Source organism: Aerococcus sp. L_32, assembly GCF_050689315.1.
In genome coordinates, this window is sequence record NZ_JBOEQF010000132.1 from 1 (window position 1) to 5993 (window position 5993).

Here is a 5993-nt window from a genome sequence, read left to right on the forward strand (position 1 = left end):
TTTAATCCCACGGTCGGTATAGTCCTTGTTATAAGGATCGGCAATAATCTCTTGTTTGATTTCGTCAAAAATGGTTGATTTAGTCATAAAAATCACATACTCCTTATTAGGTCAATTATAACACGCAAAGTTTGTGCATATTGTAAAAAGCAGGTAAAGGAAATATATCCCTACCTGCTTTAGCAACTTGTTTATATATTCCATTAAACTAAATCTTCCGATTCAGCTAAGAATTCTTTCACGTCTGCTGCCGCTAAATCGATGGCAGCTTGCCAGAAATCTGGCTTAGTTAGGTCAGCGCCTAAATGTTTCATGGCCAATTCTTCAGTGGTCATCCGTCCTGTATCTTTCAATAGGGCGATGTAACGCTCTTCAAATCCTTCCGGTGCTTTCAAGTATTCCGCATAGATTCCTAAGCTAAACATGTAGCCGAATGTATATGGGAAGTTATAGAATGGCACGTCATCGATGAAGAAGTGCAACTTACTGGCCCAGAAATGTGGGTGTAGGTCATTAATGGCCCCACCAAAAGCTTCTTTTTGGGCTTGGGTCATCAATTCATTCAAGCGACTTTCTGATACAAAACCGTCTTGGCGCTCAGTATAAAAGGCTGTTTCAAATAAGAAACGAGACCGGATGTTCATAAACATAGCAATGGCATTTTCCATTTTCGCGTTCAATAATTGTAGGCGCTCAGACTTACTTTTGGCCTGTTTTAAATTGGCGTTGGCCACAATTGTTTCAGCGAATGTCGACGCTGTTTCTGCCACATTCATAGCATAAGCTTGGTTAGAAGGTGCTTCACTAGTTAACACATCAGAATGGAAGGCGTGACCCAATTCGTGGGCCAAGGTTGACGTATCGTTTCTAGAGCCTGTAAAGGTCATAAAGATACGGGTCTCATCTTGGTTGATGGTTTCAGTACAGTAACCACCTGGACGCTTACCGGGACGGTCTTCTGCTTCAATCCACCGCTTGTCTATAGCTGATTGGGCGAAATCCGCTAGCTTGTCCCCAAAGGTTCTGAAGTTTTCCACCACAAAGTCTGCCGCCTCATCGTAAGTGAAGGTCGTTGGTTTAGTGTCCTCGAAATCTAATGGCGCATCAACATCTTGCCAGTTCAACTCGTCTAAACCAAGCAAAGCCTTTTTCCGGTTTAAAAATTGGACAAAGGTATCTTTATTGGCTGCAACGGCTTGCCACATAGCTTCCACAGTTTCCGCTTTGATACGGTTATATTCTAGGGGCTCCTCCATGAAATCATTGTATCCATGCGCTTTTTGAGTTGTTAACCGGTAGCCAGCTAAGTGGTTTAAGACATCAGCGAAGACTGGACCGTATTGAGCAAAAGTCTCTTCCCAAGCAGCAAAGATTTTCGCCCGGTTGTCCGGATTTGGGTCAGCGTACATGTTGTTCATGGCCTGTCCCACTGAATAATCGTGGTGGCCGTCGTCTAAATCGACCGAAATCGTCATCACTGAAGCCGTCGTAGAATAGGTATTTGACCAACCAGATAAACCGTCGATTTGTAATTCAGATAAAAGAGCTTCCGCTTGATCATCTAACAAACGTTTCGCATCGCGGCGGTCTTCCTCAAGGGTGAAGGCAATTTCAGCCAAGCGCGGTTCCGCTAAAAAGTCCTGAAATGCGGCATCGCTTAGGGTCGCCAATTGTTTGTCTAACCCTTTGCGGGCAATCTCATAAGCTTGGTTTAAAGTCGCCACCTTATTAATCGCTGCCGAAGCGGCCTCGTCACGCATGTCTGCGTCAGATGCCATTTGGGCGTAGGTAATTAAAGTAGTGAAGTGGTTTAGGTATTGGTCAGCTTGATCAATAATATCCGCAAAAGTTGCTGGTGCGCCTGTTGTATTGATATCAAATGCTTGCATGTCTTTGATTAAGGCATCTCGTTTTTGGACTAGGGTTTCTAGTGCCTCTTGAAAGGCATTCCCTGTCACTCCGCCTTGATACATGGCGTCTAAATCCCAAGTGTCATTATATTTCATTTAAAAACCCTCTCCTCTTGCTTTGTTTTCGCTATCATTATTCTTTCCTATTTTACTCTTGATTGCAGTTTGATTCAAATCATTCAGAATATACAGTACACATAGACCTTCGTCCTTCAATTTAGGCAAGCAAAAAAATGTTGATTGGGGACAAGCGGTTACTACGAGATAAGATTTTGTACCAGTCCGAAACCTTTAACTTCCAGCGGTTAACCTTAGAAGTGGATAACGGCAATCAACCGGATCGGGTAAATGCCCAGTTGGAAAAATTCGCCGATGAAGTCATGCCTTATATTAAGACACATACGAAAAACTAAGTAAAAAGGTCGCGAAAAACAATTCGCGACCTCTTATCATGCATATAGTCTTAATATCGGGTTCAAAAAGTCAAACGCTTCCGATGCTTCCCAAAATACGCCAATTACTCAGAAGTAATTTTTCGGCTTTTTGTCCAGCATGTTGGGTCTCAACGACTTTGGTTACAGCTCTCTATTTTTTTCGTTTCTTTTCTAATTCCATTACAAAGCCAACGATGATGATGGCCGCGAAGATGAAGCGGAACGGCGTTTGGAATTGTTCTGGGTTTGGTACTGTTAAAATCGTGATCATATAAACCACGAAGAAGACGATTAGGGCGGCACGCCAACCTAAGTTTTTAAATTTTTGCCACATATGGGTAGACCCTTTCTATTGTGATTCGTCATATAGACCATGATGATCTAGAACATGTTTTTGATTTTTTCGATATTTTTGATTTCGACTGACAGTGTTCCATCCGGGTTATTTTTGATTTCAACCACTTCTGGGTCATTAAACAAGTCTAAGGGAATGGATAATTCAATCCCGTTTTCAAACTTGAATTTTTGGCGTTGCATGTTGTTCCCCAAAAGTTCCGGCATATAAGGTGTTTCATCAGCTAGACCTTGTTCTTTGGTTTCTTCAAAGTAGGCTTGCTTACGAGAGAAATTGTCCCCGTACATAACTTCAGCAATGGCTTGGTTATCAATCGCTTGTGTTTCATGAATAGTGTCATGCAGAATTTGTTTTACCTCGGCCAGGTCTTGATAGTCATCTTCCCCAAACTTCTTGGCGGTTTTAGCGATGGCCTTTTTGATAATATTCACTGATTCTTTCATACTTGGGTTGGTTTGGATATCCAAGAAGATTTCACTTAAATAGTTAATTCGCTCCCCGTATTCTTCAATCAGGTGTTTCTTCTCAATCAAGAAGTACTCTTCTGTATCGATGCAGTATAAGAATCCTTCGTCGATAGCTTGGGTTGGACTAGGTAGAATGGCCCGGTTGATAATCAGGTCATTCTTCAAGTTGTCCTGGTCATACTCTACATAGTGGGTGTAAGATTCGTTGTGGTTTAACTTGAACATGCCGATAAAATAAGCTTCGTCTAGCCAGAATCCTGTCCACAGTAAATCCGCTGGTTTGATATCCGGGTTTAATTTAGTGAAATTGAAAAATCGGTTGCTCAGTTTTTGTGTGCCATGTAGGAAGTTTTCTGCTTGATTCATGCCCACTAAAATTTCCTTAGCTGGACTTCTGTCGGGTAGCTTGCCTACTTTTTGCTGTGCCGTGTACATGATTTTGGTCATCATTTTGTCAATATATTCAATCATATATTGCTCTTTATGGTCTAAAAGTGTCTGTGATAAGACCGCTTCGTTGGTGTTGGTATCAAAGATATGTAAAACTGCGGCATCAATCCGTAACATGTCGTATCCCTCTTTCTTTAGCATTCCTTTCTATTTTAACTTATAATAGGATTATAGGATAGAAAAGATGGTATTGATTTGAAAAAATACCCTCAATTTGACAAGTGATTACTGAAAGGAAGCAGCATAAATTATGGTAGCTAGTAATGAGCAATTTCCCCACCAACCGAAGAACATTATTTTCATGGTGTCCGACGGGATGAGCGTTTCACTCGCCTCAGCCTACCGGGAATACCTTCATCAAGACGTTGGTCACTTTAGAAACCCAAGTATCTTTAACAAGTATTTGGTTGGCCAACAATCCACTTATTCCTTTGACCCTTGGGCGACAATTACCGATTCTGCCGCCTCTTCAACAGCCATGGCTACTGGTGTCAAAACCATGAATGGTGTCATTGGCCTAGACAAACAATTGAGCCGGGTAGACTCTGCCTTAGAGATTGCCAAATTGAACAATAAAAAGACAGGGATTGTCGTGACCGCTGAAATCAGCCACGCAACGCCTGCAGGTTTTGCGGCCCATGTAGAAAGTCGCTTAGATTATTTTGATATTGCTGACCAATACCTAGACGATACCATTGAAGGTAAGCAAAAAATTGATGTCATGCTTGGCGGGGGGCGTGACCATTTTATCCGCCCAGACCGAAATTTAGCCCAAGAATTTGAAAATCTTGGCTATGATATCGTCCATACCAAACATGAACTCTTCAATTCTCACAACCCACAAGTTCTTGGTTTATTCTCCGAATTTGGGGTTCCAATGGCTATTGATCGTTGGTCAAATGTGACCCCTAGTCTTGGTGAAATGGTCCATTCTGCCATCCGCCGATTGGATACTGGTGATGAAGGTTTCTTCCTAATGGTTGAAGGGAGTCAAATTGACTGGGCTGCCCACCATAAAGATGTGGTTGGGATCATGAGTGAAATTGATGATTTCGCCGGCGCCTTTCAAGTGGCCATTGATTTCGCCAAGCAAGACGGAGATACCCTTGTCATTGCAACGTCTGACCATGCAACCGGTGGGATGTCTATGGGGACTAATAATATCGATTCCTGGTTGCCTGACTATATTCGAAAAGTCAAAGCAACTCCTCAACACATTGCTGAGTTAACCCAAGAAACCAATGACTGGGTTGAAGTAATTCGTCGTAACATCCAATTTGAATTATCTTCTACTGAGAAAAACCAGTTACGGTCTATCTACCATACTTATGTCTATACTTACGAAGAAAAAGTCAGCCGCTTGACCCAAGCCATTCGAGACATTGTAGACCGCCGTTCTAATACGGGCTGGACAACAGGTAACCATACGGGTGAAGACGTCAATGTCTATGCTTATGGACCCGGGTCTGACTACTTTAGAGGCTGGCATGAAAATGCGGAAAACGGGCAACTATTGAAGATATTAGCCGCTGGCTTATCACCAGACGATGATAACTATTAAAATATTGAAAAAAGCAGTAGCGCGATTGAAGTCGCGCTACTGCTTTTTAAGTTCGGTTATTTCAATGTTGGGATAATGTCGTTTTTCAAGTATTCACGGAAACCGTCTGCTGTTTCTTCGTGACGTAAGGCGAATTGAATGCTGGCTTTTAGTAAACCTAATGGTTCCCCAACTTCATACCATTCACCTTGATAGTCATAGGCTTTTAACTTGTCGCCTTTAGCTAAGTGGTTGATGGCATCTGTTAGTTCTATTTCACCTGAGAAAGAATTTTCTGGAATGGCTTCAATGGCATCGAAAATCTCTGGTGGTAAAATGTAACGACCAATCGCCGCTAATTTTTCTTCGGTTTCATTTTGTGGTTTTTCTTCAAATTTATCGATATTGTAGATACCCGCTTCACCGTTACCAGAAGTCGTCATAATCCCGTAAGAAGAAGTTTCTTTGGCTGGTACACTAGCCCCAGCAATTAATAAGGCATCATCCGCTAAATTAGTTTGGTAGCAATCCATCATTTGTTTTGATAATGGTTTTTCACCTGGCGCATTCACCACGATGTCGTCTCCTAATAGTAATAGGAAGGGTTCATCACCAACAAATGATTTCGCTTGGAAAATAGCGTCCCCTAACCCTTTTGGATAGTGCTGACGTTTGAATTGAATATTCAATAATGACGTGTCTTCAACCATCTTCAACAACTTATCTTTGTGTTTTTGTTTCAAGTTGTCTTCTAAATCAAAGTTTGCATCAAAATGGTCTTCTACTGAACGTTTGTTACGTCCGGTAATAATTAAAATCTCTTCAATACCACTTTCA

At 41.7% G+C, this 5993-nt stretch carries 6 protein-coding genes; 2 read left to right on the forward strand and 4 right to left on the reverse strand.

Annotation, left to right across the window (positions count from 1 at the left end):
- Window positions 1-203: 203 nt before the first annotated feature.
- Window positions 204-2006: a M3 family oligoendopeptidase gene (locus tag ACRCJ0_RS08710; RefSeq protein WP_271736236.1), complete on the reverse strand. Its 1803-nt coding sequence runs from the start codon at window positions 2004-2006 to the stop codon at window positions 204-206.
- Between the two features lie 137 nt (window positions 2007-2143).
- Between ACRCJ0_RS08710 and ACRCJ0_RS08715 the strand changes: the two genes are divergently transcribed.
- Window positions 2144-2323 (forward strand): hypothetical protein, encoded by a 180-nt coding sequence (locus tag ACRCJ0_RS08715; RefSeq protein WP_311878541.1) that lies wholly within the window; start codon window positions 2144-2146, stop codon window positions 2321-2323.
- 172 nt (window positions 2324-2495) lie between these two features.
- On the opposite strand, the gene ACRCJ0_RS08720 is transcribed toward ACRCJ0_RS08715, so the two are convergent.
- Window positions 2496-2678 carry a hypothetical protein gene (locus tag ACRCJ0_RS08720; protein ID WP_016897743.1) on the reverse strand — a complete coding sequence of 61 codons (183 nt, stop codon included), beginning with the start codon at window positions 2676-2678 and terminating at the stop codon, window positions 2496-2498.
- A gap of 47 nt (window positions 2679-2725) precedes the next feature.
- On the reverse strand, window positions 2726-3733 hold the full coding sequence (locus ACRCJ0_RS08725; protein WP_286164588.1) for a nucleoid-associated protein: 1008 nt from the start codon (window positions 3731-3733) through the stop codon (window positions 2726-2728).
- Window positions 3734-3866: 133 nt separating this feature from the next.
- Here ACRCJ0_RS08725 and ACRCJ0_RS08730 point away from each other — a divergent pair, with 133 nt between their 5' ends.
- Window positions 3867-5177: an alkaline phosphatase gene (locus tag ACRCJ0_RS08730; RefSeq protein WP_149256154.1), complete on the forward strand. Its 1311-nt coding sequence runs from the start codon at window positions 3867-3869 to the stop codon at window positions 5175-5177.
- 56 nt (window positions 5178-5233) lie between these two features.
- On the opposite strand, the gene ACRCJ0_RS08735 is transcribed toward ACRCJ0_RS08730, so the two are convergent.
- Window positions 5234-5993, reverse strand: a 760-nt coding sequence (locus tag ACRCJ0_RS08735; RefSeq protein ID WP_431390203.1) for a UTP--glucose-1-phosphate uridylyltransferase, incomplete at its 5' end; no start/stop codon positions are given.